We start from the raw sequence: 26,806 nt of genomic DNA, 5'->3' as shown, positions 1-26,806 counted from the left end.
AGTCGTCGATGTGCATGCCGCGGGCGAGGTAGGCCTCGACGTAGGTGAAGCCGTTGGCGAGGGTGAAGGCGAGCTGGCTGATCGGGTTCGCGCCGGCCTCGGCGATGTGGTAGCCGGAGATGGACACCGAGTAGAAGTTGCGGACCTTGCGCTCGATGAACCACTCCTGGATGTCGGCCATCATCCGCAGGCTGAACTCGGTGGAGAACAGGCAGGTGTTCTGGCCCTGGTCCTCCTTGAGGATGTCCGCCTGCACCGTGCCGCGCACGTTCGCCAGGGCGCGGGCGCTCAGCTCGGCGGCTTCCCGGGTGTTCGGCTCGCGGCCCTCGGCGGTACGGAAGGCCTCCGCCTGCTGGTCGATCGCGGTGTTGAGGAAGAAGGCGAGAATCGTGGGCGCGGGGCCGTTGATCGTCATGGAGACCGAGGTGGTGGGGGCGACCAGGTCGAAGCCGTCGTAGAGGGCCTTCATGTCGTCCAGGGTGGCCACGGAGACGCCGGAGGTGCCGACCTTGCCGTAGATGTCGGGGCGCTCGTCGGGGTCGCGGCCGTAGAGGGTGACGGAGTCGAAGGCGGTGGACAGCCGGGTGGCGGGCTGGCCCTCGGAGAGCAGCTTGAAGCGGCGGTTGGTGCGGAACGGGTCGCCCTCGCCGGCGAACATCCGGGCCGGGTCCTCGCCGTCACGCTTGAAGGGGAACACCCCGGCGGTGAAGGGGAAGGAGCCGGGCAGGTTCTCCGCGCGCCAGAAGCGGACCAGTTCGCCGTGGTCGGTGAAGCGGGGCAGGGCGACCCGGGGGACCTTGTTGCCGGAGAGGGACTCGCGGGTCAGCTTGGTACGGATCTCCTTGTCGCGGACCTTCACCACCTGCTCGTCGCCGGAGTACGAGGCCACGACCGCCGGCCAGTTCTCGAGCTGCTCGCCGATCTCGTGCGGGAGGTCGCGGCGGGCGCCGTCGAGCAGTGACTCGACGTTCGCGGCGTCGGAGCCGGCCCCGACGAGTTCGCCCCGTACGGCCTCCAGGCGCTGCACGCGCCGGGCCGCCTCGGCCAGCCGGCCGGTCTCGGCGTGGTAGCCGCGGACCGTGTCGGTGATCTCGGCGAGATAGCGCACCCGGTCCGCCGGGACCACCTGGCGGATGCCGGAGGAGTGACGCACGTCGACCGGCGCGAGCGCGCCCTGGATCAGCGGCAGCCCCTGCTCGCCCAGGGCGGTCCTGAGGTGCTGGTAGAGCGCCGTGACGCCGTCGTCGTTGAAGGTGGCCGCCGAGGTGCCGTAGACCGGCATGTCCTCCGGCCGCCGGCCGAACGCCTCGCGGTTGCGGACCAGTTGGCGGCCCACGTCACGCATCGCGTCCTTCGCGCCGCGCCGCTCGAACTTGTTGATCGCCACCACGTCGGCGAAGTCGAGCATGTCGATCTTCTCCAGCTGCGAGGCGGCGCCGAACTCCGGCGTCATCACGTACATGGAGGTGTCGACGAACGGCACGATCGCCGCGTCGCCCTGCCCGATGCCCGGCGTCTCCACGACCACCAGGTCGAACCCGGCCGCCTTCACCACGTCGATCACGTCCGACAGGTGCTCGGGGAGTTCACGGCTGCCGCGGGTGGCCAGGCTCCGGAAGAACACCCGGTTGCCGTCCAGGGAGTTCATCCGGATGCGGTCACCGAGCAGGGCGCCGCCACCCCGGCGGCGGGTCGGGTCGACCGCGATCACCGCGATCCGCAGCTTGTCCTGCTGGTCGACCCGGAACCGGCGCACCAGCTCGTCGGTCAGTGAGGACTTTCCGGAGCCGCCGGTGCCGGTGATGCCGAGCACCGGCACGGTCCGGCCCGCCGCCGCGGCCCGCACCTGGGCCAGGAAGTCCTCCGGCAGCTTGCCGAGCTCCGCGCCGGTGATCGCACGGGCGACCGCGAACCGGTCGCCCGCGAGGACCGCGGGAACGTCGGCGGGCTTGCCGTCCCACAGGTCGAAGTCGCAGTCCCTGACGACCGAGTTGACCATCCCGGCCAGGCCCATCCGCTGCCCGTCCTCCGGGGAGAAGATGGTCACCCCGCTGCCGCGCAGCCGGGCGATCTCCTCGGGGACGATGACCCCTCCCCCGCCGCCCACCACGCGCACATGGTCCGCGCCCTGGGCGCGCAGCGAGTCGACCAGGTATTCGAAGTACTCCACATGGCCGCCCTGGTAGGACGAGACGGCCACGCCATGGGCGTCCTCCTCCAGTGCCGCGTCCACGACCTCCTGCACAGACCGGTTGTGGCCGAGGTGGATCACCTCCGCGCCCTGCGACTGGAAGATCCTGCGCATGATGTTGATGGACGCGTCGTGCCCGTCGAACAGGGCCGAGGCGGTGATCAGACGTATGGGGTGCACGGGCCGATGCACTTCGCTCATGGAGGCCTTCCCGGACAGGTCAGGGGTACGCCGACCCCGAGATACTAGGACGTCCTACTAATTTATCGCAGGGCGGGGCGATGTGACATGGCCCGCAGGTTCGTCCGGCGCGCCAGGCGTTGTGTCCCCCTGTCGGCCGACGGGATTGCATTCGATCGAACCTTGACTGTCAAAGTTCGTACGGGCTGACCGCGGTGGCCTTCGACCGGGCCACGGCCGTCGAGCCACGGCCCCGCGCCACCGCCCCACCCGCTGGGCTGGGCGCCCAACTACGTCTTCCTCCAGCCGGAGCTCGAGAAGGCCCTCCGCCGACGCCTTGCCGAGTCGGACGGCGTCGACGTCCGACTCGGCACCACGGTGACCGACGTGCAGGCCGACGGTGAAGGCGCGACGCTCGGGACGGTCGACGAGGCGGGCCGCCGACGCAGCGTACGGGCGCGCTACGTGCTGGCGTGCGACGGCGGCAGCAGCCGGATCCGGGCGGACGCGGGCCTGTCCATGCGCGACCTGGAGTTCGACGAACCCTGGCTCGCGGTGGACGCCCTCCTGCACCCCGGCGCGGGCGGGACGCTGCCGCGCACCAACGTCCAGTACTGCGAGCCGCTGGGAACTGATGCTCGACAAGGACGAGGATCCGAAGGAGATGGCCGAGCCCCGGGTCGTGTGGCGCGCGTCGGCCTACCGCTTCCACGCCCTCGTCCTCAGGCAGTGGCGTACCGAACGGCTGTTCTTCCTCGGGGATGCCGCCCATATGACGCCGCCGTTCCTCGCACAGGGCATGTGCCAGGGCATCCGCGACGCCTCGAACCTCGTGAGGCCGTTGCCCGCAAGGTCGACCAGTTGCGCGAGGCGCAGCGGGCCGGGCGACTCGATCCGGTCTGGGATCCGGTCGACGTCCTCGCCCTCGTCAACCAGATCGCCACCACCTGGGCGACCCAGACCGAGATCGGCTCCGTCGGGCCGCCGAACAGGCCGCGGACCCGTCCCTCGCCGCCCGCCGCACCGCCCTGGTCGCCGCGGTCGAACGCCTCTTCCCGCGTGTTGCGCGGTAGGCGGACCATGTGACGCTGCGGCCGGACCGACTCGATCGCCGTGCCCTCAGCGGACGAGCCGCTCCCGCCGCACCGTGAATTCCTCGCAGCCGTCCGGCGCCGCCACACCGTGCGGCGAGGTGGAGACCGTGACGATCGCGTCGTCCTCCGACGAGTCCCCGAGCACCACGCAGGCGACGGTGACCTCCACCGGGTAGGCCGTGTCGGGGCGCAGTTCGGTCCGGGACCCGAAGACCGGAGCCTTGTCGAACAGCGACCACCGCCGCCCGGCGGCATCCGTGAACCGGACCTCGACGATCCCCGGGAACGGCTCGTCGCCCACCCACCGGACCGCTTCCCCACGCAGCTCGACCATCGAGGCCCCCTGCCACCCACGACGCCATCTCCGTCGGCAAGTATGGCGCGAGACCCCGCCGGCCGCCCGCTCCCCCGTTCCGGTGCTCAGGTCCCGCCCACGTGACCTTCACGGCCGCAAGGTCGATACTTCCCTCGGAGGAACCCTCGCGTGAACCGCGACCCTCGCGGTCACCGCCTCACCGGAAGCCGCTTTCGACCCCTGCGGACAGCCAAGATCAGGAATCGATCAAACCCGCTCTGACCTGCGAAGACGTCGGTCAGGGGCTACGCTGCTAGTGTCACTGGGAGGTACCCATGAGGATGCTGATCAACGTTCCGGAGACCGTGGTCGCGGACGCGCTGCGCGGGATGGCGGCCGCTCATCCCGAGCTGACGGTCGACGTGGAGAACCGGGTGGTCGTACGGCGGGACGCTCCGGTGGCCGGGAAGGTGGGGCTGGTCTCCGGCGGCGGGTCGGGGCACGAACCGCTGCACGGGGGGTTCGTCGGACCGGGGATGCTCTCCGCGGCCTGTCCGGGCGAGGTGTTCACCTCGCCGGTTCCCGACCAGATGCTGCGCGCGGCGGCCGCCGTGAACAGCGGCGCGGGTGTGCTGTTCGTCGTCAAGAACTACACCGGCGACGTGCTCAACTTCGACATGGCGGCCGAGCTCGCCGAGGACGAGGGCATCCAGATCGCCAAGGTCCTGGTCAACGACGACGTGGCCGTCACCGACAGTCTGTACACGGCGGGGCGGCGCGGTACCGGCGCGACGCTGTTCGTGGAGAAGATCGCGGGTGCCGCGGCCGACGAGGGACAGCCGCTGGAGCGGGTCCAGTCCGTCGCCCGGCAGGTCAACGAGAACTCCCGCAGCTTCGGTGTCGCGCTCAGCGCGTGCACCACGCCCGCCAAGGGCAGCCCGACCTTCGACCTGCCGGCCGGTGAGCTGGAGCTGGGCATCGGCATCCACGGCGAACCGGGCCGGGAGCGGCGGGCGATGATGACGTCCGGGGAGATCGCCGACTTCGCCGTACAGGCCGTCCTGGACGACATGCCGCCGCGCAACCCCGTCCTCGTGCTGGTCAACGGCATGGGCGCGACACCGCTGCTGGAGCTGTACGGCTTCAACGCGGAGGTGCAGCGGGTCCTCACCCAGCGCGGGGTGGCCGTCGCCCGCACGCTCGTCGGCAACTACGTGACCTCCCTCGACATGGCCGGTGCCTCGGTGACGATCTGCCAGATCGACGAGGAGCTGCTGCGGCTGTGGGACGCGCCGGTGAGCACGCCGGGCCTGCGCTGGGGCATGTGAGGGGACAAGCCGTACGGCGGACAGCAGCACGGCAGGCAGGCAGACAGGCCGAAAGGCCGGCAGGCGCACCGAAACGACCACGCAAGGAGACCCTGTGCTCGACGCCGACTTCTTCCGCCGTTGGATGACGGCGACCGCCGCGTCCGTCGACCGCGAGGCGGAACGGCTCACGGCCCTCGACTCGCCCATCGGGGACGCCGACCACGGCAGCAACCTCCAGCGCGGGTTCACCGCGGTGACCGCGGCGCTGGAGAAGGAGTCGACGGACACACCGGGCGCGGTCCTCGTGCTCGCCGGGCGCCAGCTGATCTCCACCGTCGGCGGCGCCTCCGGCCCGCTGTACGGCACTCTGCTGCGCCGGACCGGCAAGGCGCTCGGGGACTCGGCCGAGGTGGACGAGGCACAGTTCGCCGAGGCGCTGCGGGCGGGAGTGGACGCCGTGATGCAGCTCGGGGGCGCGGCGCCGGGCGACAAGACGATGATCGACGCGCTGGTGCCGGCGGTGGCCGCGCTCGGTGACGGGTTCGGCGCCGCCGGCGTCGCCGCCGAGCAGGGCGCCGAGGCGACGACACCCCTTCAGGCCCGCAAGGGCCGGGCCAGCTACCTCGGGGAGCGCAGCATCGGGCACCAGGATCCGGGGGCCACCTCGTCCGCCCTGCTCATCGCGGCGCTCGTGGAAGCCGGCGGGAAGTGAGGCGAGGGTGAGCGACGAGAAGCTGGTCGGGATCGTGCTGGTCTCGCACAGCGCGGCCGTGGCCACCGCCGTGGCCGAGCTGGCGAAGGGGCTCGCGGGCGGCGGCGCCGCCGTCCCGGTCGCCGCGGCCGGCGGCACCGAGGGCGGCGGGCTGGGCACGAGCGCGGAGCTGGTGGCCGCCGCGGCCGCCTCCGTCGACCGGGGCGCCGGCGTCGCCCTCCTCACCGACCTGGGCAGCGCCGTCCTCACGGTCAAGGCACTGCTCGCCGAGGGCGACGAACTCCCCGAGACCGCCCGCCTGGTGGACGCCCCCTTTGTCGAGGGCGCGGTGGCCGCGGTGGTCACGGCGGCGACCGGAGCCGACCTCGACGCGGTGATGGCGGCGGCCTCGGAGGCGTACGACTACCGAAAGGTGTGACGCGGGCCGGGCTCGAAGGGGGCCGCGGGCGGCCGTTCAGGCCAGCCCCTCCGCGGCGGCCGTGAGGGCCGCGCGGATGGCCTCCGCCAGTTCGGTCCGGGCCGTCGCCGGGGCCGTGGCGGTGTCGGCCGCGCGCCAGGCGTGGTGCTCCACGGCGGCGCGCAGGGCCGCGTTGAACATCGCCGCCTGGATCGCCGGCCGCAGGTCGTCGGCGGGCAGTCCGGCCCGATCGGCGAGGGCGCGGGCGAACGCCGGTTCGGCCTCGTCGTAGGTCTGGAGCCAGACGGCGCGCAGGCCCGGTTCGGTGCGGGTCAGCCGGACGAGCGCGCCGACGGTGGCTGGGTCGGGTCCCACGACGAGGCGCTCGTCGGCCTCCAGGATCCGGGCGAAGGCGTCACCCAGGCCGGTGCCCGGGCGCCATTGCCGCAGACAGGCCGCGAGGGCGTCGATGCCGGCCGTCAGCAGGGGACGTACACAGGCTTCTTTGCTGGGGAAGTACCGCCAGACCGTGCGCGCGGAGACCCCCACCGCCTGGCCGATCTGCTCGCCGGTGGTGGCGGCGACGCCCTGGTCCACGAAGAGTTCCACCGCGGCGTGGGCGATCTCCAGCCGGATCTCCGCCTTGCGCTCCTCGGTCAGGGGCGGCCGGCCCGTGCGTCCGCGGGATGCGGTCATCCAGTCGTCCTCCGGTCTCGGTCGCCGCCCACAAAACTCCGTGCCCCGAATTCTTCACCACGACTTTATGTCACTCACAGACATTAACTCGTAGGGTGTCGCCACGAGCGCGGGCAGCGCGCACATCGCAGCTAGGAGCACCACATGGCCACTGGACTGGAAGGCCGCAGCGTCGTCGTCACCGGAGCGGGCTCGGGCATCGGGCGCGCCACGGCCCTGGCCTTCGCCGCGGAGGGGGCGCGGGTCCTGGTGGCCGACCTCAACGCGGACGGCGCGCAGGCCGTCGTCAAGGAGATCGAGGAGGCGGGCGGTACGGCCGTCGCCGTCACCGGGGACCTCAGCGAGCAGGCCGTCGTCGACGAGGTGACGAACACCGCGGTGGAGCGCTTCGGCGGGGTCGACGTGCTGGTGAACAACGCCGGGATCATGGACCGGATGTCGGCGCTGGCGGACGTCACCGACGCCGAGTGGGAGCGGGTCATCCGGGTCAACCTCACGGCGCCCTTCCTGCTCACCCGCGCGGTGCTGCCGCACATGCTGGCCGCCGGCAAGGGAGCGATCGTGAGCACCGCCTCGGAGGCGGGCCTGCGGGGCAGCGCGGCCGGTGCGGCGTACACCGCCTCGAAGCACGGGATCGTGGGGCTCACGAAGAACCTCGCGGTGATGTACCGCGGCAAGGGCATACGCGCCAACGCGATCGCTCCGGGCGGCACGAAGACCGCGATCGTCGTCGACGCCGACCAGGCGGCGCACGGTCCGGCGGCGCTCGGCCCGCACTTCGTCAACGTCGGCCGCCTCGCCGAGGCGGAGGAGCAGGCCGCGGCGATCGTGTTCCTCGCCTCGGACGCGGCGAGCAACATCAACGGCGTGGTCCTGCCGGTCGACGACGGCTGGTCCGCGGTCTGACACCACCCCGGGTCGGCGGTCGGACGGCGACTCGGCCACCCACCCGGCCGTCCGACCGGCGCGGTCGCCGTGGTCCGGCCCGGCCGGCCCGCGCATTCCCGCCCCCCTCTACTCCTCCTCCGCAGCATCCTCCTCCGAGGCCTCCGCCTCCTCGTCCGTCCCCACGTCGGAGGCCTCCTGGCCGCCGTCCTGGACTTCCTCCGAGCCCTCGCCCTCCTCGCCGTCCGGTTCCTCCGGCGTCTCGTCGGCCGCCGCTCCCCCGTCCTCCGCGGCCTCTCCGTCGGCGTCGGCCTCAGGGGATTCCGACGGACGGGGCGCCACCCCCTCGTCCGCCGTCGGCACAGGCGGCCATCGGCCCACGTTCCCCCCGTCCGCCGATGCCCCCGGCCAGCGTTTCGCCGCCCCTCCGCCCACCGATGGCCCCGGCCCCCGAGCCGTCCCGCCCACGGCCTCCACGAACGACCTGGCCAGCCACTCCCCCGCCGCCACGGCCGACGCGTGGCTCTCGACCGGGGTGGCCCGGGAGTTCCTGAAGACGATGTAGGTGACGCCGGAGGGCGCGCCGCCACCGTGGGGGTCGGGTCGGATGCCGAGGGCGGCGGCGGTGGCGTAGGACGCCTCGCCGATGATGTCGTACGGCCCCACGTCACCGACGACCGCGTACTGGACCCGGTCCCGGTAGACGACCGCCGCCACCGAGCCCCCTCGCACCCCGTGATCCCGGTGGTTCCAGATGTCGCTCACCCCGGGCACGACGATGTACGGCAGTGTCTCGGCGCTGAGGTAGCGGCCGTCGGACTGGGCGAAGGCCGTGGTGTCGGAGAACAGCGAGTCGGTGCGGCTGTTGCAGCGCGGACCGGGGCGGCCGTCGCAGTCGATGTCCATGTCGGCCGTCCAGAAGACGGCCTCGCGGGTGCCGCAGACCGAAACGGTGGCGGGCACGCCGTCGTCGGTGCGGTAACGCCCCCGGGACACCGGGGCGCAGTCGCGCACGCGGGCCAGCAGATCGGCGGCACGGACGGTGCCCTCCTGCCGTATCGCGGGTGCACCGGGGCTGCCCTGGGTGTGCCGGGCGGCGACGGAGACGGAGGAGGGGGCCAGCAGGGCGAGGCCGGCCGCGGCCAGGGTCATCGACTGGGCGCGCACGATACGGGAGCCTCTCGTGGGACGGTGACGGACACTCAGCCCAATCTGGTGTGAGCGGCCTGCCGAGGCCATTTCGAGGGGGCCGTACGGTGCACGCTTCTGACGGCCCGACAGGGGGCGGGGGGCCGGTGACCTCTCGGATCCGGCCCCCCGGCCCACCGCGCCGGCGCGGGATCAGCGACGACAGCGTCCGCGCCACCGGACCGAACTCGACCTCCCTCAAGGAGAGTTCGGTCCGGGAGGAGGTTCAGCATACGTAACTTTCCTGAGTTATCACGCAACCCCCGGGCCGGTACGGCCGTCTTTGTTCATTCGCCGTCTTCATCTGTTCGCCGTCTTGATGTGCTCGCACCACCGCGCCATATTGGTCCGGACCAATTCCGCCGCGCCGGTCCCGGGAGGCGAAGCCGTGCGACGTGTGATGCTGTGCGGGCTGGCGCTGGCCATGGCGAGCGGGTGCGCGGCCGACGGCGGGGACGAGGGGCGGGCCCCCGGCGCTCCGACGGGGGTGACCGCGCGGGCCGGGAGCGCGACCAGCGTGCACGTCATGTGGAACGCGGTCGTCGCGGATCCGCCGGTCGACGGGTACGAGGTGTACCGGGACTCCGCGAAGGTGGCGGACGTGCCCGGCTCCGCGCACATGCTGGACGTCGTACGGCTGGCCCCCGCCACCTCGTACGTCTTCACCGTGCGGGCCCGGGACGGCGCCGGCCGGCTCGGTCCGCCCGGTCGCCGGGTGCGGGCGACGACACCGGCGGCGACCCCGGCGGACACCTCGGCGCCGACCCGCCCGGGCGATGTCACCGGCCGGGCCGCGGGGAGCAGGGCGGTCCAGCTGTCCTGGTCGGCGTCGACGGACGACCGCAAGGTGGTGTCGTACGACGTCCACCAGGGCGGCACGAGGATCCACAGCGTCGGCGGGGGCCAGACGGCGACGGTCGTCACGGGCCTGCGGCCGGGCACCGCGTACGCCTTCACCGTCCGGGCGCGGGACGCCGCCGACAACCTCTCCCCGGCCGGCCCGGCCGTGCGCGTGACCACCCCGCCCGGCGACGACGAGGGAGGCGACACGGCACCCGCGGGCTTCCGCGCCACGACCCGGCGCGCGGCCGACGGGGCGTACTACATCGACCTGTCCTGGGTGGCGCCCAGGGTCGACGGCGTGGTCACGGAGTACGGGATCCGGCTCGACGGGGCGACGGCCACCTCGCTGGTGTGGGGCGGGACGCCGCCGCGCGGCAGGGCGACGTACAGCTTCTACGTGGGACGCGAGAAGGGGGTCACGCACCGGGTGCGGCTGCGGGCACGGCTGCCGGACGGGACGTGGGGGGCGTACTCGGCGGAGCGGAGCGTGACCACGGGGGCGGGCACCTGACGTCCGGTGCCTGGGCCGTCCGAAGGAATTCGTCACCTGCCCGGATGCGGTCCGGGTGCGGGCCGGTCCGGGGGCACGTTGGCTGCGCTTGAGGCAGCGCGGGCGTACCCGATCCTCGGCGGTGCAAGGGATGTACCGCCGACCGTGCCGCCGGAGGGCATCCGATGCGCACTTCCCGTCTTCTTCTCCGCTCAGGACCGGCCGTGGCAGCCGCCGTGCTGCCGTTCGCCCTGACCGCGCAGCCGGCGGCCGCGGTCTCCGGCATCTCCGTCAGCACGACCGGCTCCACGGTGTCCGTGGTGACCGGCGCCTGCGCCCAGACCAACGGCAGCTGGGGCACCGCGGCACTGCTGGGCAGCGGTCAGGCGAGCTTCGCCCAGGGGCGCCAGGTGGTGCTGTCGGGGACGAGCGTCAGCCAGTCCGCCGCCTGGTCGGGTGTCTCCCCCGGCACCTACACCGTGGTCGTCATGTGCTCCAACGGCACCACGGCGGGCACCCAGTCCGTGATCGTGTCGGCGCCGTCCACCCCGACGATCTCCGCGACGACGTCGCCCTCGCCGTCGCGCGGTGTCATGGGCGGCCTCGGCGGCGCGGCCCGCGACGTCGGTCCGGTGACGATGGGGGTGGGCGGGACGCTCGTGGGCGTCGGCGTCATCGCGGCGGCCTGGTTCCTGCGCCGCCGCTCGAAGCCGTACCGCCTGTGACAACCGGCCGCACCGCCCCCAAGGGGTGTCCTCACCGCCCCCAAGGGGTGTCCTCCACGACCGGCAGTCCCTCCAGCGCCTCGGTGAGCCACTGGATCCAGAACGTCTCCAGTTCGATGCCCGCGCGCAGGACCAGGTGCTGCAGCCTGGCCTGCGCGCTGTCGTCGCCGGGCGGGAAGTCGCGCTGCTCGATCTTCTCGTACTCGGCCAACTGCCGCCGGTGCAGCTCCCGATGGCGGCGCAGGTCGGCCTCCAGGCCCGCCGTGCCGACAACGGCCGCGGCACGCAGCCTGAGCAGCAGCGCGTCGCGGTGCGGCTTGGGGTCCTGGGACGCGGCCGTCCACCGCGCCAGTTCGGCGCGGCCCGCGGGCAGGACCTCGTAGGCCTTCTTCTGGCCCCGGGCCGGCTGTGCGGCGGGCAGCTCCCTGATATGCCCCTCGGCCTCAAGTTTTCCCAGCTCGCGATAGATCTGCTGGTGCGTCGCCGACCAGAAGTACCCGATCGACCTGTCGAAGCGGCGGGTCAGATCCAGCCCCGACGACGGCTTCTCCAGCAGGGCGGTGAGGATCGCGTGCGGCAGTGACATGGAGTCATCCTAGGGATGTGCCCCTGCGGTCCTACAGGGCCGCCGCCAGCTCCGTGCCCTGCTTGATGGCGCGCTTGGCGTCGAGTTCGGCGGCCACGTCGGCGCCGCCGATGAGGTGGGCCTTCGTGCCGGCGGCGAGCAGGGCGTCGTAGAGGTCGCGGCGCGGGTCCTGGCCGGTGCACAGGACGACGGTGTCGACCTCCAGGACCGTGCTCTGCTCACCGACGGTGATGTGCAGACCGGCGTCGTCGATACGGTCGTAGCGCACGCCCGGGACCATCGTGACGCCCCGGTGCTTGAGCTCGGTGCGGTGGATCCAGCCGGTGGTCTTGCCGAGACCGGCACCGACCTTGGTCTCCTTGCGCTGCAGGAGGTGGACGGTGCGCGGCGCGGCGGGGCGCTTAGGGGCGGCGAGGCCGCCGGGGGCCGCGTAGTCCATGTCGACGCCCCACTGGCGGAAGTAGACCGCCGGGTCCTCGCTCGCCTTGTCGCCGCCGTCGGTGAGGAACTCGGCGACGTCGAAGCCGATGCCGCCCGCGCCGAGGATCGCGACGCGGTCGCCGACGGGCGCGCCGTCGCGCAGGACATCGAGGTAGCCGACGACGCTCGGGTGGTCGACGCCCGGGATGTCGGGGGTGCGCGGACTGACGCCGGTGGCGACGACGACCTCGTCGTAACCCGCCAAGTCGCCTGCGGCGACACGGGTGTTGAGGCGTACGTCCACGCCGTGCGCGTCGAGCTGGTGGCGGAAGTAGCGCAGCGTCTCGTCGAACTCCTGCTTGCCGGGGACCTTGCGGGCGACGTTGAGCTGGCCGCCGACCTCGCCCGCCGCGTCGAACAGCGTGACGTCGTGGCCGCGTTCGGCCGCCGACACCGCGCAGGCGAGACCGGCCGGTCCGGCGCCCACGACCGCGACGCGCAGGCGCCGCCGGGTCGGGGAGAGCACGAGTTCGGTCTCGTGGCAGGCGCGCGGGTTGACCAGGCAGGAGGTGAGCTTGCCGCTGAACGTGTGGTCGAGGCAGGCCTGGTTGCAGCCGATGCAGGTGTTGATGGCCTCCGGCGTGCCGGCGGCGGCCTTGTTCACGAAGTCGGGGTCGGCGAGCATCGGGCGGGCCATGGAGATCATGTCGGCGCAGCCGTCGGCGAGCAACTGCTCTGCGAGTTCGGGGGTGTTGATGCGGTTGGTGGTGACGAGCGGGATGTTCACCGCGCCCATGAGCTTCTTCGTCACCCAGGTGTAGGCGCCGCGCGGCACGGAGGTCGCGATGGTGGGGATACGGGCCTCGTGCCAGCCGATGCCGGTGTTGATGATGGTCGCGCCGGCCTCCTCGACGGCCCTTGCGAGGGTGACGACCTCGTCGAGGGTGGAGCCGCCGGGCACCAGGTCCAGCATGGACAGCCGGTAGACGACGATGAAGTCCTCGCCGACCGCCTCGCGCACCCGGCGCACGATCTCGACCGGGAAGCGCACGCGGTTCTCGTACGAGCCGCCCCAGCGGTCGGTGCGGTGGTTGGTCGGGGCGGCGATGAACTCGTTGACGAGGTAGCCCTCGGAGCCCATGATCTCGACGCCGTCGTAGCCGGCCTGCCGCGCGAGGCGGGCGGTGCGGGCGTAGTCGTCGATCGTGCGCTCGACCTCGGCGTCGGTGAGCTCGCGGGGCGGAAAGGGGCTGATGGGGGCCTGGAGCGGGCTGGGGGCGACGAGGTCCCGGTGGTAGGCGTAGCGGCCGAAGTGCAGGATCTGCAGGGCGATCCGGCCGCCCTCGCGGTGCACGGCGTCGGTGATCGCGCGGTGCTGCTCCGCCTCCTCGTCGGTGGTGAGCTTGGCGCCGCCCTCGTAGGGGCGCCCCTCGTCGTTGGGGGCGATACCGCCGGTGACGATCAGGCCCACTCCCCCGCGGGCCCGGGCGGCGTAGAACTCCGCCATGCGCTCGAAGCCACGCACGGCCTCCTCCAGGCCCACGTGCATCGAGCCCATCAGGACGCGGTTGGGCAACGTGGTGAAGCCCAGGTCGAGCGGGCTCAGCAGATGGGGGTAACGGCTCATGGCGGCCTCCGTGCGCGGCGGTGTTCACCTCCAGTTCTAGAGGACCGCACACGGTTTATGCAACTAGTTGCAAAACTGGAAAACGACGTCAGGGGTGATGTGCGGCACTCACCTGCTTTCGAGGAGGACGTGCAGTTCGCGTTCCTGGTCCCCGGAGGCCGACGTGAGGTCGCGCACCGCGAACAGCGAGTCGAGGGTGGAGCGCAGCCGCTCGATCGCCCAGTAGCCGCCCTGCGCGTCGGCCTCGACGGAGGCGGACAGCCGGGCGGGCGGCGGGCACTCGTGGGCCTCGGTGACCTCGAACGTGCCCAGCCACACCATCGGCCGGGTCTCGTGGAGCTGCTGCGGCACCTCGTCGGGGCCCCGGTCGGACTCGAAGCAGGCGCACAGCGTGTCGAACACGATCCGCGCGTCCTCCTTGCTGCATCCGCTGATCTCGAGCGAGACGGGCTCCTCGTGCAGACGCTCACGGTCCATCGTGATCGCTCCTCTCGTACGGTCGCGCGGCGGAGCCGCACAGTGATACGGCCTCCCCGCGTACCGCGCCACAACCCCAGAAAAGCACCACTTTCCGGGCGGGACCAGCGCCCGGCCCCGCCACACCCGGCGAACGGGGCCGGGTGAAAAGGATTGAGCGCGGTGGAACAGGGGAGTCGGCACGGGGGGAGAACGTGCCTCGGCGATACGCGGACGCGCGGAGGCGGTGCGTGGCATGAGTGCGGCAGCCGGATCGTCCACCGCCGCGGGCGGCGCCCCGGCCCTGCCCAGCGGGCTGCTGGACGTACTGAACGTGGCCTCGGTGGTGCTCGACACCAAGGGACGCATCGTGCTGTGGAGCCCGCAGGCCGAGGAGCTGTTCGGCTACACGGCGGACGAGGCGCTGGGCCAGTACGCGGCCCAGGTGATGATCCACGAACGCCATGTCGACCTGGTCGTCAAACTCTTCGCCGATGTCATGGCGACCGGCCAGAGCTGGGCGGGGGCGTTCCCCATCCGCTGCAAGGACGGCTCCACCCGGATGGTGGAGTTCCGCAACATGCGGCTGGTCAACGACCAGGGCACCGTCTACGCCCTCGGGCTCGCCGCGGACCAGTCGACGGTGCGCCGACTGGAGCGGGACGTGGCGCTGTCCACCCGCATGGTCGCGCAGTCCCCCATCGGCCTGGCCGTGGTGGACCCCGATCTGCGCTTCGTCTCGGTCAACCCGGCGCTGGCCCGGATGAACGGCCTGCCTCCCGAGGACCACGTCGGCCGCCGGCTCCGCGAGGTGCTGCCCTCGGCGGACGCGGACGCCCTGGAGGCGGCGGTGCGCGCGGTGCTGCGCAGCGGGGAGCCCCTCATCGACCGTCCACCGTGGGTCGTACGCAGGCCGACCCGGACCAGGATCACGCCTGGTCGATCTCGCTGTACCGGCTGGAGGACTCGCGCGGCACGGTCCTCGGCGTGGCGGCCTCGGTCATCGACGTCACCGACCAGTACCGGGCGGGCCTGGAGGCCGAGGCGGCCCGGCGCCGGCTGGCCGTGATCGCCGACGCCTCGGCCCGGATCGGCACCACCCTGGACCTGGAACGCACCGCCCGCGAACTGGCCGAGGTCGCCGTGCCGGAGCTGGCGGACGCGGCCTCGGTGGACCTGCTCGACGACGTCGTGGCGGGCCGGCACTCCAGCCTGCGGCCCACCGAGGCGGCAGCGATCCGCTCCCTCGCGGCCCTGGCCGTCGACGGGCCGGACGCGCTGCGGGCCGCCGAGCCTGCCGGACAGGTGGTCCACTACGCCCCCGACCAGCTGGTCACGGAGTGCGTACGCACCGGGCGGCCGGTCCTGGTGACACAGGTCGCGGACGAGGACCTCCCCCATATCGCGCCCTCCCCCGAGGCGGCCGAGCTGCTGGCCCGGGCCGGAGTGCACTCCTATCTCGCCGTCCCGCTCATCGCCCGGGGCGAGGTGCTCGGCGCTCTGGACCTCAAGCGGATCCACAACCCGCTGCCGTTCGGCCGGGACGACCTGCTGCTCGCCCGGGAACTCGCGGCCCGCGCGGCCGTGCAGATCGACAACGCCCGCTGGTACCAGAACGCCCGCACGACCGCCGTCACCCTCCAGCGCAGCCTGTTGCCCAGCCATCCGCCGGTCACCGGCGGCCTGGAGGTCGCCTCCCGCTACCAGCCGGCGGGCGCCACGATCGAGGTCGGCGGCGACTGGTTCGACGTCATCCCGCTGGCGGACGACAAGACGGCGCTCGTGGTCGGCGATGTGATGGGCAGCGGCATCGACGCCGCCGCCACCATGGGCCGGCTGCGCACCGCGACGACCACCCTGGCCTCCCTCGACCTCGACCCTGCCGTGCTCCTGGAGCACCTCGACCGCATCACCCAGGGCCTGGACCACTCCATCGCGACCTGTGTGTACGCCGTCCACGACCCCCGGCCGGGCCGATGCCGTATCGCCAACGCCGGCCATCTGCCGCCGGCCCGGGTACGCCCGGGACTGCCCCCGGAGCTGCTCGACCTTCCCACGGGCGCGCCACTGGGCGTGGGCGGGGTGGCCTTCTCGACGACCGACGTCGCCCTCGCGCCCGGCGACCAGCTGGTGCTGTACACCGATGGCCTGGTGGAGACCCGGGTGCACTCCCTCGACGAGCGCCTGGACGCGCTGCTCGCGCTGCTGGACGATCCCTCGCGCCCGCTGGAGGAGCTCTGCGACCACCTGCTGACCGCGCTCCACCATCCCGACAACCACGACGACGTGGCGCTTCTGGTGGCCCGAGCACGCGATTGACGACGCGATGGACCACGCGATGGACACTGCGATCGGCCCGGTTCACCGGCCCGGCAGCCCGATTCACAGGCATTTATTACTGCTTCCTTACCGCATTGATCCGACAATCACAGTGAGGAATGCCAGCCGTGCCCGCCGACCGGGCCGAGGAAGGTGAGCCGTGATGCAGGAGCATGAGCAGCCGGAAGAGGTCGAGGTGCTCTCGGGGCCGGGCGGTGAGGAGCGCGAGCCGGGATCGCTGCACGCGCGATGGCGGCGCCGGTCGGTGCGCGGGCGGGCGGTGATCGCGGCCACGACCGTCGCGGTCCTGGCCCTCGGCGGCACGGTGGCCTACGCGGCGACCTCGGGCGGCTCGTCCGGCGGCTCGCCCTCGGCGTCCCCGTCGGCCTCGTCGCGGTCGGAGGGCCCCGACGGCCGGCACGGCCACGGCGGCCCCTGGTTCGGCTTCGGGGTCGGCGGCGACGCGGCGCACGGCGAGGCGACCGTGAAGGACCGTGACACCGGCAAGTGGGTCGTACGGGTCTGGCAGCGCGGCACGGTCGAGAAGGTGGACGGCGACCGGGTCACGGTGAAGAGCGAGGACGGCACCTCGTGGACGTGGACGGTCGGCGCGGACGCCACCGTGCGCGCCGACGGCGACTCCGGCTCCGGGGCGTCCGCGCTGAAGAAGGGCGACACGGTGGTCGTCGCCGGCTCCCGCTCCGGCGACACGTACACGGCGACCCGGGTCTTCTCCGGCGACTTCAGCGACTTCCGCGGAAGGGGCCCGGACAAGGACGACCGGCGCGGCGGCTTCCCGGGGCACGGCCCGTGGAGCCGCGGGGACGACGACTCCCCGAGCCCCACGGGCAGCGGCGCCGCTACCTGACCCTGGTTCCCGTCACGACGTGGGCGTGGCGCTCCTCGTCCTCGGCGGGACAGGCCGTCAGACCGGCGCGGGTGAAGGCCTCGACGGCGGCCGGGGCCTGTCGCTCGCTGGTCTCGACGAGGAGGATCCCGCCGGGCGCGAGCCACGCGGGCGCCTCGGCGGCGACCCTGCGCAGCACGTCGAGTCCGTCGCCGCCGCCGTCGAGAGCGGTACGCGGCTCGTGGTCGCGGGCCTCCGCCGGCAGCAGGGGGACCTCGTCGGTGGGGACGTACGGCACGTTGGCGGCCAGGATCTCCACCCGGCCCCGCAGTCGGCCGGGGAGCGCCTCGAACAGATCGCCCTGATGGGCGCGACCGCCGTGGGCGGCGACGTTGGCGCGGGCGCAGCGCACGGCCACCGGGTCGATGTCGGCCGCGTGCAGTTCCACCCGGCCCAGCGCCGCGGCGAGGGCCGCGCCGACCGCGCCCGAGCCGCAGCACAGGTCCACGACGACGGACGCGTGCGGGGCGTGCGCGAGGGCCTGCTCGACGAGGAACTCGGTACGGCGGCGGGGCACGAAGACACCGGGTTCGACGGTGATGCGCAGACCGCGGAACTCGGCCCAGCCGACGACGAGTTCGAGCGGGTGACCGGCCGCTCGGCGGGCCACCATGGCAGCGCGTTCGCCGGGCGTACGGGCGGTGGAGAGGATCAGTTCCGCCTCGTCCTCGGCGAAGACGCACCCGGCGGCGCGCAGCGCGGCGACGACGGCGTCACGGGAGGAGGACGGAGCGGACGGTGAGGAAGGAGACGAGGAAGGAGACATGGAAAGCCGAGCACCTTTCGGGGAAACGAACGGCGGTAATCGGTCTCACCTCCTCGCGTCGCACGGGCCATGACGTCCACGGCCGGTCGATCACCCTAGCACCCGGCGGGGAATGACGGTCTCCGCCCGCCGCGCCCGCGGGGTGACGGGCCGGGGCCGGATTGTCAGTGCCGTGCGGTTCACTTCTTCCTGTACGTCACTCTTGCACCACCGCCCGGGAGTTCACCCATGTCCGACACCCAGCCGACCCAGCTCGCCGACGCCTGGCCGGACACCCTCGCCCAGGCCTTCGGCGAGGTCGTCGGCCGTCCGCTCTCCACGTACCCGGACGTCCCCTATGGCGCGTACTACACGGGCAACTTCCTCGCCGAGAGCGAGATGGACCGGGAACCGGCCTGGGTGGACCGGGCGGCACTGGCCGGTGAGGAGCCCGTGCGCCTGGACCATCTGCTGCTGACACCGCCCGGCGAGCTCGACGAAACGGTCCTGGTCTTCGACGCGAGCCGGTCGCTGTTCACGGTGGACCCGGCCGCGTTCCCCGCCGGTCTCGCCGAGGAGCTCGCCGCGCTGACCCCGGTCCACGAGGACGTGCTGTCCGGCGCCGAACTGGGGCGGCTCGCCGGCCGGCACGGCGTCGATCTCGCCGCCCCGGGGCTGCCCGGTGCGGCATGGACGGTGTGCCAGGCTCGGATAGCCTCCGGCGACACGCTCCTCGACGCCCTGCGGGCGGCCACCGGTCTGCACGCCGCGACCGGACCGCACGACGTGCCCGCCGGCCTCGGTGACGCCGCCGACGAGGTCGCCGAGGATGCGCACGAGCGGGTCGCCGCCGTCCGGGACGACGGGCTGCGCGACTACCTGGCCGCGTTCTGCGACCCGGAGTCCGACGGCCTGGCCCTCTGCCTCATGGAGGACGCAGAGGACGAAGAAGAGACCGGCGGCACGCTTGTCGCCCGCTGGGAGGGAGCGGTCGACCAGTACGAGATCACGGTCCGCCGGGCGCACGGCTGATCACCCGCCTACGTCACCAGTGCCCCCGGCCGTTCCGGTGTCCGGGCCGCCAGGAACGCCGTTCTGCGGCGCGGCCGGAAGCCCAGGGACTCGTAGAGGCGGATCGCGTCGGTGTTACCGGCGCCGGTGTGCAGAAAGGGGGTCTCGCCGCGTTCGCGGATGCCGTGGGCGACGGCGAGGATCAACCGGGTGGCGAGGCCCTCGCCGCGATGGGCGGGGTCGGTGCAGACCGCGCTGATCTCGGTCCAGCCCGGCGGGCGGAGGCGCTCGCCCGCCATGGCGATCAGGGCCCCGTCCCGGCGGATGCCGAGGTAGGTGCCGAGTTCGACGGTCCGCCGCTCGAACGGTCCGGGCTGGGTGCGGGCGACCAGGTCGAGCATCTCGGGGACATCGGCGGGACCGAGGCGGACGGCGTCGGGCTCGGGTGCCGCCGCGAGTCCGTCGTCCACGAACTGCACGCCCTCCACCCGGAAGGTGACCTCCCAGCCCTCGGGCACCTCACCCCGGAAACCGGGCAGCGGCACCTCCGCACCGGGTCCGGCGAGAGCCGCGAGGTCCGCCCAGTCGTCGGCGTCCGGCTCGTCCGGCAGGGCCAGCCAGGGAGAGACGTCGACCGGGTAGCGCAGCACGCGGCCCCGGCGCTCGGCGAAGTGTGCGTGCGGGCCGGTGAGGGAGGCGAGCGCGGGGTTGTCCAGGACGTGCTCGCTCATCCGGCCACCTCGATCACTGTCTTGCCCCGCGCGTGGCCGCTCTCGACCTCGCGCAGGGCCTCGTCGGCCCGCTCCAGCGGGAACGTCCCGGTGATGTGCGGGTCCAGGTCACCGGCGAGAACCAGGTCGGCGACGGCCCGCAGGACGTCCGCGTCGCGGGCCCGTAGCACCCGGGCGCCGCCCAGCGCCGCGACCTCCTCGGCCGGCGCTCCGGCGGTGATCAGCTTCGCGGGATCCTTCACCAGGCCGGCCGCCGAGTGCAGCACCTCGCCGCCGACGAGGTCGTAGACCCCGTCGACGCCTTCGGGGGCGGCGGCCCGGACGCGCTCGTCCCAGCCGGGGCCCGAGGGGACGTGGACCACGCCCAGCGACTCCAGGAAGGCCTTCTTGCCCTCGCTCGCGACGCCGACGACCCGCACGCCGAGGGCGCGGGCGATCTGGACCGCCGCCACGCCGACCCCGCCGCCCGCGCCCGTCACCAGCAGCGTCGCTCCGGCGGGCAGGCCGAGCTGGTGGACGCCGTCGTAGGCGGTCGCGGCCGCGACGGGAAGGGTGGCCGCGGCCGCGAAGGACAGGGCGGCTGGCTTGTGCGCGGTGATGCCGGCCGCGAGCAGCGCGTACTCGGCGTAGCCGCCCGCCACGGCGGTGCCGAACACCTCGTCGCCGGGCGCGAAACCGGTGACGCCCTCGCCGGTCTCCTCGACCACGCCGGCCACCTCGTTGCCCAGCACCGAGGGGAACACGCGCTCGGCGCTGTCGCCGGGGCGCCGGTAGCCCTGGCGCAGCTTCCAGTCGACGGGGTTCACCCCGGCCGCGCGCACCGCCACGAGCACCTCCCCGGGGCCGGGGCTCGGCCGGTCCACGTCCACGAACGCCTCGGTCTCCGGGCCGCCGTACCGCGTGAAGACGTACGCCTTGGGCATCTTCTTCCTCACTCTCCTTGCGCTGCGTCCGGAGCACCGGCCCCGGCACCGATCGCCAAGGACCGACGCCCGGCGGCTATTCCCGGGGCCGCGCAGAGTTCATGCGGCCGTCATGATCGGGGCGTTGACCTGGGACGGAGCATCCGCGACGACAGCGTACGGTTGACGCATGAACGTCACCCGAGGCTTCACCGGGCGCGCCCGTGTCGACAACCCCGGCCTTCCGCCGGGTCAGTACGACGCGGGTGACGACTGGCCCGTGCTCTCCGCCGAGGTCACGCCCGACCTCTCCCCCGCCGACTGGACCTTCCGGATCGACGGGCTGGTCCGGGAGCCCCGGACCTGGGACTGGGACGAGGCGCACGCGCTGCCGGCGTCGGTCTACGAGGGTGACATCCACTGTGTGACCAGCTGGTCGAAGTTCGGGGTGCGGTTCGGGGGTGTGTCGCTGGACGCCTTCCTCGACGTCGTGGGTTCGCACGCGTCCGCCACGCACGCCGTCGCCTACTCGCACACCGGGTACACCACGAACCTGCCGCTCGCCGACCTCATCGGGGGGCGCGCCTGGATCGCCTGGGAGTACGACGGCAGGCCGCTGGCCGCGGAACACGGGGGCCCGGCACGGCTGCTGGTGCCGCATCTGTACTTCTGGAAGAGCGCCAAGTGGATCGCGGGCCTCAGGCTGCTCGACCATGACGAGCCGGGGTTCTGGGAGCAGAACGGCTATCACGAGCGGGGCAACCCCTGGGAGGAGCAGAGGTATTCCGGTGACTGAGACCGCCGCTTCCCCTTTCTTCGCTCCCGCGGCTTCCTTCACTCCCCCGACCCGGTTCGCCGTGCCCGGCCGGATCGCGGTGAGCAGCCGGGCCGCCGCCGTGTGGCAGACGGCGACGCTCACCGAGATCCGCCGCGAGACCCCGCACGCGGCGACCTTCCGGTTCGCGGTGCCGGCCTGGGCGGGGCATCTGCCGGGCCAGCACCTGATGCTGCGGCTGACCGCCGACGACGGCTACACCGCCCAGCGCCACTACTCGATCGCCTCCGCGCCCGACGACGCGCCGGACGGCGGCGGACACATCGAACTGACCCTGGACCATGTCGAGGGCGGCGAGGTCTCGGGCTGGTTCCACACGGTCGCGCGGCCCGGTGACCAGGTCGAGGTGCGCGGTCCGCTCAGCGGCTTCTTCGCCTGGCCCGGCGACCGGCCCGCGCTGCTGGTCGGCGCGGGCTCCGGGGTCGTACCGCTGATGTCGATGGTCCGGCATCACCGGGCGCGCGCCCTGGACGTGCCGCTGCGGCTGCTGGTGTCCGCGCGCGGCCCCGAGGAGCTGATCTACGCGCGTGAGTACGGCGTGGAGACCACGCCCGTCTTCACCCGGAGCGCTCCGGGGGGCGGGCCCGTGGGACGGCTCGGCGCCGCTCATCTGCGGCCGGTGTTCGAGGAGGGCCCGGCCGACGGCTGGGAGGCGTACGTGTGCGGGTCGAACGCCTTCGCCGAGCACGCGTCGCGGCTGCTGGTGGCGGCCGGGCAGCCGGTGGACCGCATCCGGATCGAACGGTTCGGCTGAGCCGCGCGGCGGTACGGTACCGCCGCGCATCCGGCTCCGGGTCGCGGATGTACTCCAATGGGGGTACCACTTTCATGTGGGCACTCGCGTGACGGCGAGGAGGTCGACATGCGAACCCGGATCCGTGGCTGGCGGTGGCGGAAGAACCCGTTGCGCCGCCGGTCGGACGTCGTGGAGGCGTGGACGGCGCTGATCGTCGCCGTACTGCTGCTGGTCGCCGTGCCGCTGGCCGGGACGGTCGCCGGCCGGTGGGCCCACGACGACGCGCAGACGGTCGCGGTCCAGCAGCGGGCCGAGCGTCACCGGGTGCAGGCGGAGGTCGTCGGGCGGGTGCCCGAGGGCCTGCCCTCGGCGGACGGTGTGCGGGAGCGGACGTACCGGGTGACCGTGCGCTGGACCCCGCCCGGTGAGAAGGCGCGGACGGCCGAGGCGCGGGTGCCGGAGGGCACGCACAAGGGGGACCTGGTGGACGTGTGGTTCGACGCGCGGGGCCGGACCGTTCCACCGCCGCCGGGCGGTTCGGCGGTCTGGCAGCACGCGCTCACCGTGGGGGTCTGCGGGGCCGGCGGGACCGCCGCCCTGGTGCTCCTCGGCCACGCCGTGATCCGCCGGGTGGCGATGCGGCACCGGCTCGACGAGTGGGACCGGGAGTGGGCGCGCACGGAACCGGAGTGGACCCGGCGCAGGCCGGCCTGAGGACATCTCCGGGTCCGCCGACGCGGTCTGGCGAGGGCTCCTGAGGGGTACGTACGGTGTGATCATTCGTATGGCCACTTAACAAAAGGCGGTCCTTCATGGCCCTGTTCGACCTGTCCCTCGAGGAGCTCCACGAGTACCGCAGTGAGTCCGCCGAGCCGCAGGACTTCGACGCCTTCTGGTCCAAGACGCTGCAGGAGGCCCGCGTGCACGACCTGGACGCGCGTTTCGAGCGGGTCGAGGCGGGCCTGGCGACGGTCGACGTGTACGACGTGACGTTCGCGGGGTACGGCGGGCACCCGGTGAAGGGCTGGCTGAAGGTGCCGGCCGCCGCCGAGGGGCCGCTGCCGCTGGTCGTGGAGTTCATCGGGTACGGCGGCGGGCGCGGTCTGCCGCACGAGAACCTGCTGTGGGCGTCGACCGGCCGCGCCCACTTCGTCATGGACACCCGGGGCCAGGGCAGCGCCTGGGGCGGCGGCGGTGGCACCGCCGACCCGGTGGGCGGCGCGCCCTCGTACCCCGGATTCATGACCCGGGGCATCGACGCGCCGGAGAACTACTACTACCGCCGGGTGTACACGGACGCGGTGCGCGCGGTGGAGGCGGCCCGCTCGCACCCGCTGACCGACGCGAGCCGGACCGTGGCGCTGGGGGCGAGCCAGGGCGGCGGGATCACGATCGCGGTCGGCGGTCTCGTACCGGATCTGGTGGCGGTCGCGCCGGACGTGCCGTTCCTGTGCGACTTCCCGCGCGCGGCGACGCTGACGGACCGTCACCCGTACCGTGAGATCGGCCTGTTCCTCAAGACGCACCGCGGCCGCACCCAGGACGCGCTGCGCACCCTGTCCTACTTCGACGGCGTCCACTTCGCCGCGCGCGGTACCGCGCCCGCCCTGTTCTCGGCGGCGCTGGAGGACCAGACCTGCCCGCCGTCGACGGTGTTCGCCGCGTTCAACGCCTGGGGGCGGGAGGACAAGGCGATCGAGGTGTACGACTTCAACGACCACGAGGGCGGCGGCCCCTACCAGGAGGCGGCCAAGGTGAACTGGCTGCGCTCGTACGTCTGAGGCCACGCACAGCCCTTCCCTCCAGTCCGACCAGTCGGTATGTTCGGGGAGCCCGGGCCGCAGGGTCGCGGTCCGGGGTTCCGGCGGACCACGGAGGACCCATGTCCGAGCACGTGCCACAGGTTCACGGCCTCTGCGACGCGCGCTTCGCGGCGGTGCGCACGGCGTTCGAGGAGAACTTCCGGGACCGGGACGAGCTGGGCGCCGCGGTGGCCGTCACGGTCGACGGCGTGACGGTGGTGGACCTGTGGGGCGGCTGGGCCGACGCGGCGCGCACGCGCGCGTGGGAGCGGGACACGCTGGTCAACGTCTGGTCGACGACGAAGGGCCCCACCGCGCTGTGCGCCCACATCCTGGCCGACCGGGGACTGCTCGATCTGGACGCCCCGGTCGCCGTGTACTGGCCGGAGTTCGCGGCGGCGGGCAAGGAGAACGTGCTCGTACGGCATCTGCTGTCGCACCGGGCGGGGCTGTCCGGGCTGCGTGAGCCGCACTCGCTGGAGGAGTTCTACGACTGGGAGGTGACCACCGCGCGCCTCGCGGCGATGGAGCCCTGGTGGGAGCCGGGCACCCGGTCCGGCTATCACGCGTTCACGTACGGCGTCCTGGTCGGGGAGGTCGTACGGCGGGTGTCGGGGCTGCTGCCGGGGGCGTTCCTGGAGCGGGAGGTGACCGGGCCGCTCGGGATCGACTTCACCATCGGGCTGCCGGAGAAGGAGACCGGGCGGGTCGCCGAGCTGGTGCCTCCGCAGGCCTCGTCGGCGAGTGAACAAGCCGCTGTCTTCGCCCAGTTGGCGCCGGCGGCGATCGCCGCCCTGGCCAATCCGATGGTCGGCGCCGCCGAGGCCAACTCGCCCGGGTGGCGGGCCGCGGAGATCCCGGCGGCGAACGGCCACGGCACGGCCCGCGCGGTCGCCGCGCTCTACGGTGTCGTGGCAGGGTGCGGCTCCTACGGCGGTCACCGCGTGCTCTCCCCCGAGGCCGCCGAGCGGGTGCGCGAGGGGCAGGGGGCCTGCCGGGACCTGGTGCTGGGCGTCGGGCTCGGGCACGAGACGGAGGTCGCGCTGGGGCTGTGGCTCAGCGGCGCCGGCGGCTCCTACGGGCCCAATCCGCGCGCGGTCGGCCACGACGGCTTCGGCGGCTCCTGCGGACTCGCCGACCCGGAGGCCGGGGTGTCGCTGGGGTACGTGATGAACCGGATGGGGCCGAAGATCGCGGACGACCCGCGCAAGATGGCCCTGGTCGACGCCCTGTACAGCGCCCTGTGACGCTGAGAGCCTGTGTCATATCCCCGGCCGGATCAGCGCGCGGCGTCATGGGGGCCCCTCCCGCGCGAGCGAAGCCGAGCGTGGGGGAGGAGCCACGTGGGCGTTTCGGCAACGCCGCTGGGGGTCCCCCTCCGGGGGTGGGGGTGCCCCCTCTGGGGGTGGGGGTCCTCCCCCCTCTGGGGGAGTGCCAGGCGTCGCGCGCCCGGCCGGGGATATGACACGGGCTCTGAGGTCACCGCACCCGTCGGGCCTCGACCACACGGACCCGTGGGCTTCCGTCGCTCCTCGTGCCGAACTCCGGCAGCGCGCGGAGGTCCACGCGGAACCCGGCGCGCTCCAGTTCCCGGCGTACCTCGCCGAGCCGGAAGGCGCGGTAGTACATCACGAACGGCGGCCGCCACACGGCGTTGCGCACCCGCATCACGGCGTCGAAGCCGAGCAGCATCCAGAAGGCGAGGTCCGAGGGCCGGGGCGGGGCGAGTACGGGGAACGCGAAGCAGCCGCCGGGCCGCAGCACCCCGTGCACCTGTGCGAACAGGCCCGGCAGCTCGCGGGGCAGGAAGTGGCCGAACGCGCCGAAGCTGACGACGAGGTCGAAGGCGGCCGTGAAGGGCAGGGCGCGGACGTCCGCGCGCACCCAGGACACCCGCGCTCCCGTCTCCGGTGTACGGCCGCGAGCCTCGGCGAGCATGCCCGCGCTGAAGTCGACCCCGGTCGCGCTGCGCGAGCAGACGGCCGTGAGGACGTCCATCCCGGCGCCCGTGCCGCAGCACAGGTCGAGGCCGTCGTCGTAGGGGCCGGACTCCTTGAGGGCGGCGGTCACGGCGGACAGCACGGAGTCCGGGGTACGGAAGGGCGTGTGGTCGAACTTGGGCGCGAGGAGGTCGTAGCCGCGCTCGACGGACGACAGGGCCTGGACGGCGAGCTCGCGCAGACTGGGGCCTTCGGGACTGAACATCGCCCTCAGCCTACGGCGGCCCGGCACCCGATGAGCAGCGAGCATCCTGTATGACTCGATGACGACTCAGTGACTCTGTCTGTGAGGTGATCCGATGCGCGCGTTCCGTGAGGCGGTCGAGGCCGGCGATCTCGGGGCCGTCGAGGCGCTGCTGGCCGAGGACGTGGTCTTCACCAGCCCCGTCGTCTTCAAGCCGTACCCGGGCAAGGCCATCACCGCCGCGATCCTGCGCGCGGTCTCGCAGGTCTTTGAGGACTTCCGGTACGAGCGTGAGCTCGCCGGGGGCGAGGGGCGCGACCAGGCGCTGGTGTTCTCCGCGCGGGTGGGCGACAAGCGGCTCACCGGCTGCGACTTCATCCATCTGAACGAGGAGGGGCTGATCGACGAACTCACCGTCATGGTGCGGCCGTTGTCGGGCGCGCAGGCGCTCGCCGCGGCGATGGGCGCGCGGTTCGACGAGATCGTGAAGGAGGCGGAGGCCCGGTCGGCCTCCGCCCCCTGACCGGTCACCGCGCGGG

The 26,806-nt window shown here is 73.1% G+C and carries 25 protein-coding genes and 4 pseudogenes; 18 read left to right on the top strand and 11 right to left on the bottom strand.

Going from position 1 to position 26,806, the window contains the following annotated elements:
• Positions 1-2,392, bottom strand: a 2,392-nt coding sequence (locus ACLZN2_RS41440) for a methylmalonyl-CoA mutase family protein (protein WP_416984883.1), incomplete at its 3' end; no start/stop codon positions are given.
• Between the two features lie 252 nt (positions 2,393-2,644).
• On the opposite strand from ACLZN2_RS41440, the pseudogene ACLZN2_RS41435 reads away from it, so the two are divergent.
• The 3 genes and pseudogenes from ACLZN2_RS41435 to ACLZN2_RS41425 all read left to right on the top strand — a co-directional run.
• A pseudogene (locus tag ACLZN2_RS41435) lies at positions 2,645-2,923 on the top strand (FAD-dependent monooxygenase); the annotation flags it as partial.
• A gap of 82 nt (positions 2,924-3,005) precedes the next feature.
• Positions 3,006-3,161, top strand: a pseudogene (locus ACLZN2_RS41430) (FAD-dependent monooxygenase); the annotation flags it as partial.
• On the top strand, positions 3,101-3,457 hold the full coding sequence (locus tag ACLZN2_RS41425) for a hypothetical protein (RefSeq protein ID WP_416984893.1): 357 nt from the start codon (positions 3,101-3,103) through the stop codon (positions 3,455-3,457). The pseudogene ACLZN2_RS41430 and the gene ACLZN2_RS41425, both read left to right, overlap by 61 nt.
• Positions 3,458-3,490: 33 nt before the next feature.
• On the opposite strand, the gene ACLZN2_RS41420 is transcribed toward ACLZN2_RS41425, so the two are convergent.
• Positions 3,491-3,799, bottom strand: a complete 309-nt coding sequence (locus tag ACLZN2_RS41420; protein ID WP_416984881.1) for a hypothetical protein — start codon at positions 3,797-3,799, stop codon at positions 3,491-3,493.
• Between the two features lie 296 nt (positions 3,800-4,095).
• Here ACLZN2_RS41420 and dhaK point away from each other — a divergent pair, with 296 nt between their 5' ends.
• From dhaK to ACLZN2_RS41405, 3 genes are all read left to right on the top strand, one after another.
• A complete protein-coding gene (gene dhaK, locus ACLZN2_RS41415; protein ID WP_416984880.1) occupies positions 4,096-5,088 on the top strand; it encodes a dihydroxyacetone kinase subunit DhaK in 993 nt (330 codons plus the stop codon).
• 94 nt (positions 5,089-5,182) lie between these two features.
• Positions 5,183-5,782 carry a dihydroxyacetone kinase subunit DhaL gene (gene dhaL, locus ACLZN2_RS41410; protein WP_416984879.1) on the top strand — a complete coding sequence of 200 codons (600 nt, stop codon included), beginning with the start codon at positions 5,183-5,185 and terminating at the stop codon, positions 5,780-5,782.
• Between the two features lie 7 nt (positions 5,783-5,789).
• Positions 5,790-6,200, top strand: a complete 411-nt coding sequence (locus ACLZN2_RS41405; RefSeq protein WP_416984878.1) for a PTS fructose transporter subunit IIA — start codon at positions 5,790-5,792, stop codon at positions 6,198-6,200.
• 36 nt (positions 6,201-6,236) lie between these two features.
• Here ACLZN2_RS41405 and ACLZN2_RS41400 read toward each other — a convergent pair whose 3' ends face one another.
• The gene (locus tag ACLZN2_RS41400) at positions 6,237-6,875 is read right to left on the bottom strand and encodes a TetR/AcrR family transcriptional regulator (protein WP_416984876.1); all 639 of its coding nucleotides are present in this window, start codon (positions 6,873-6,875) and stop codon (positions 6,237-6,239) included.
• Between the two features lie 144 nt (positions 6,876-7,019).
• Here ACLZN2_RS41400 and ACLZN2_RS41395 point away from each other — a divergent pair, with 144 nt between their 5' ends.
• On the top strand, positions 7,020-7,781 hold the full coding sequence (locus ACLZN2_RS41395) for an SDR family NAD(P)-dependent oxidoreductase (protein ID WP_416984875.1): 762 nt from the start codon (positions 7,020-7,022) through the stop codon (positions 7,779-7,781).
• Positions 7,782-8,231: 450 nt separating this feature from the next.
• Here the strand turns inward: ACLZN2_RS41395 and ACLZN2_RS41390 are convergent.
• Positions 8,232-8,927 (bottom strand): annotated as a pseudogene (locus ACLZN2_RS41390) (glycoside hydrolase family 75 protein); the annotation flags it as partial.
• A 421-nt stretch (positions 8,928-9,348) separates the two neighbouring features.
• Between ACLZN2_RS41390 and ACLZN2_RS41385 the strand changes: the two are divergent.
• On the top strand, positions 9,349-10,302 hold the full coding sequence (locus tag ACLZN2_RS41385; RefSeq protein ID WP_416984892.1) for a fibronectin type III domain-containing protein: 954 nt from the start codon (positions 9,349-9,351) through the stop codon (positions 10,300-10,302).
• Between the two features lie 164 nt (positions 10,303-10,466).
• Entirely contained in the window at positions 10,467-11,006 is a 540-nt protein-coding gene (locus tag ACLZN2_RS41380; protein ID WP_416984874.1) for a hypothetical protein, read from the top strand.
• A gap of 31 nt (positions 11,007-11,037) precedes the next feature.
• On the opposite strand, the gene ACLZN2_RS41375 is transcribed toward ACLZN2_RS41380, so the two are convergent.
• The 3 genes from ACLZN2_RS41375 to ACLZN2_RS41365 form a co-directional block, all read right to left on the bottom strand.
• Complete coding sequence (locus ACLZN2_RS41375; protein ID WP_416984873.1) at positions 11,038-11,592, bottom strand: PadR family transcriptional regulator; 555 nt, start codon at positions 11,590-11,592, stop codon at positions 11,038-11,040.
• A gap of 31 nt (positions 11,593-11,623) precedes the next feature.
• Positions 11,624-13,639 (bottom strand): FAD-dependent oxidoreductase, encoded by a 2,016-nt coding sequence (locus tag ACLZN2_RS41370; protein WP_416984872.1) that lies wholly within the window; start codon positions 13,637-13,639, stop codon positions 11,624-11,626.
• A 108-nt stretch (positions 13,640-13,747) separates the two neighbouring features.
• Complete coding sequence (locus ACLZN2_RS41365) at positions 13,748-14,116, bottom strand: hypothetical protein (protein ID WP_416984871.1); 369 nt, start codon at positions 14,114-14,116, stop codon at positions 13,748-13,750.
• A gap of 235 nt (positions 14,117-14,351) precedes the next feature.
• Here ACLZN2_RS41365 and ACLZN2_RS41360 point away from each other — a divergent pair.
• Positions 14,352-16,414: pseudogene (locus tag ACLZN2_RS41360) on the top strand (SpoIIE family protein phosphatase).
• A gap of 163 nt (positions 16,415-16,577) precedes the next feature.
• A complete protein-coding gene (locus ACLZN2_RS41355; protein WP_416984870.1) occupies positions 16,578-17,282 on the top strand; it encodes a hypothetical protein in 705 nt (234 codons plus the stop codon).
• On the opposite strand, the gene ACLZN2_RS41350 is transcribed toward ACLZN2_RS41355, so the two are convergent.
• The gene (locus ACLZN2_RS41350) at positions 17,275-18,087 is read right to left on the bottom strand and encodes a putative protein N(5)-glutamine methyltransferase (RefSeq protein ID WP_416984869.1); all 813 of its coding nucleotides are present in this window, start codon (positions 18,085-18,087) and stop codon (positions 17,275-17,277) included. The genes ACLZN2_RS41355 and ACLZN2_RS41350 overlap by 8 nt on opposite strands.
• Before the next feature lie 228 nt (positions 18,088-18,315).
• Between ACLZN2_RS41350 and ACLZN2_RS41345 the strand changes: the two genes are divergently transcribed.
• Positions 18,316-19,098 (top strand): hypothetical protein, encoded by a 783-nt coding sequence (locus tag ACLZN2_RS41345; protein WP_416984868.1) that lies wholly within the window; start codon positions 18,316-18,318, stop codon positions 19,096-19,098.
• An 8-nt stretch (positions 19,099-19,106) separates the two neighbouring features.
• Here ACLZN2_RS41345 and ACLZN2_RS41340 read toward each other — a convergent pair whose 3' ends face one another.
• Positions 19,107-19,808, bottom strand: a complete 702-nt coding sequence (locus tag ACLZN2_RS41340) for a GNAT family N-acetyltransferase (RefSeq protein WP_416984866.1) — start codon at positions 19,806-19,808, stop codon at positions 19,107-19,109.
• Positions 19,805-20,731, bottom strand: coding sequence for an NADP-dependent oxidoreductase (locus tag ACLZN2_RS41335; protein ID WP_416984891.1), 927 nt, complete (start codon positions 20,729-20,731; stop codon positions 19,805-19,807). Before ACLZN2_RS41335 ends, ACLZN2_RS41340 begins: the two co-directional genes overlap by 4 nt.
• A 169-nt stretch (positions 20,732-20,900) precedes the next feature.
• Here ACLZN2_RS41335 and ACLZN2_RS41330 point away from each other — a divergent pair, with 169 nt between their 5' ends.
• From ACLZN2_RS41330 to ACLZN2_RS41310, 5 genes are all read left to right on the top strand, one after another.
• Positions 20,901-21,506: a sulfite oxidase-like oxidoreductase gene (locus ACLZN2_RS41330; protein ID WP_416984865.1), complete on the top strand. Its 606-nt coding sequence runs from the start codon at positions 20,901-20,903 to the stop codon at positions 21,504-21,506.
• Positions 21,499-22,299: a ferredoxin reductase gene (locus tag ACLZN2_RS41325; RefSeq protein WP_416984863.1), complete on the top strand. Its 801-nt coding sequence runs from the start codon at positions 21,499-21,501 to the stop codon at positions 22,297-22,299. Before ACLZN2_RS41330 ends, ACLZN2_RS41325 begins: the two co-directional genes overlap by 8 nt.
• Positions 22,300-22,407: 108 nt before the next feature.
• The gene (locus ACLZN2_RS41320) at positions 22,408-22,995 is read left to right on the top strand and encodes a hypothetical protein (protein ID WP_416984862.1); all 588 of its coding nucleotides are present in this window, start codon (positions 22,408-22,410) and stop codon (positions 22,993-22,995) included.
• A 98-nt stretch (positions 22,996-23,093) separates the two neighbouring features.
• The gene (locus tag ACLZN2_RS41315) at positions 23,094-24,062 is read left to right on the top strand and encodes an acetylxylan esterase (RefSeq protein ID WP_416984861.1); all 969 of its coding nucleotides are present in this window, start codon (positions 23,094-23,096) and stop codon (positions 24,060-24,062) included.
• 101 nt (positions 24,063-24,163) lie between these two features.
• On the top strand, positions 24,164-25,330 hold the full coding sequence (locus ACLZN2_RS41310) for a serine hydrolase domain-containing protein (protein WP_416984859.1): 1,167 nt from the start codon (positions 24,164-24,166) through the stop codon (positions 25,328-25,330).
• 232 nt (positions 25,331-25,562) lie between these two features.
• On the opposite strand, the gene ACLZN2_RS41305 is transcribed toward ACLZN2_RS41310, so the two are convergent.
• Positions 25,563-26,288 (bottom strand): class I SAM-dependent methyltransferase, encoded by a 726-nt coding sequence (locus ACLZN2_RS41305; RefSeq protein WP_416984857.1) that lies wholly within the window; start codon positions 26,286-26,288, stop codon positions 25,563-25,565.
• Positions 26,289-26,382: 94 nt separating this feature from the next.
• Between ACLZN2_RS41305 and ACLZN2_RS41300 the strand changes: the two genes are divergently transcribed.
• Positions 26,383-26,790 carry a nuclear transport factor 2 family protein gene (locus tag ACLZN2_RS41300; RefSeq protein WP_416984855.1) on the top strand — a complete coding sequence of 136 codons (408 nt, stop codon included), beginning with the start codon at positions 26,383-26,385 and terminating at the stop codon, positions 26,788-26,790.
• Positions 26,791-26,806: the final 16 nt, after the last annotated feature.

The sequence above is a fragment of the Streptomyces sp. T028 genome (genome assembly GCF_048159505.1).
Taxonomy (GTDB): Bacteria; Actinomycetota; Actinomycetes; order Streptomycetales; family Streptomycetaceae; genus Streptomyces.
Note: the sequence above shows the minus strand (reverse complement) of the source record. Positions and strands in the feature narration are given on the sequence as shown.